Source organism: Pantoea sp. GbtcB22 (genome assembly GCF_019091025.1).
Taxonomy (GTDB): domain Bacteria; phylum Pseudomonadota; class Gammaproteobacteria; order Enterobacterales; family Enterobacteriaceae; genus Pantoea; species Pantoea leporis.
The window spans coordinates 1-256 of sequence record NZ_JAGXKB010000411.1; the positions used below are offsets into that span (position 1 = coordinate 1).

General features: G+C 55.9%; 1 pseudogene. It reads right to left on the reverse strand.

Features of this window, described 5'->3' with window-relative positions:
• Nucleotides 1–24 precede the first annotated feature (24 nt).
• A pseudogene (locus KVT28_RS25625) lies at nt 25–240 on the reverse strand (hydroxyacid dehydrogenase); the annotation flags it as partial.
• Nucleotides 241–256: the final 16 nt, after the last annotated feature.

Here is a 256-nt window from a genome sequence, read left to right on the forward strand (position 1 = left end):
GTTGTGGACGCCAACGCCGTGCTAACAGATGATTTTCAACTGCGGTGCTAACGCCTGCAGCCCTTCGTTGATGTCGGTAAAAGCCACGATCAGCGCCACGGTGTCCGCCAGATGCGGCTGGAGTGCGCACAGCGGCGCATCGGCGGGCAGCGTGATCAGCTCAAAACCGTGCTGTTGCAGCGTGGTTATCGGCGTCTCGTCATATTTTGCAAACGACGGTGAGGTACAGATGACTTTCATAATTCTTCCCGATGTT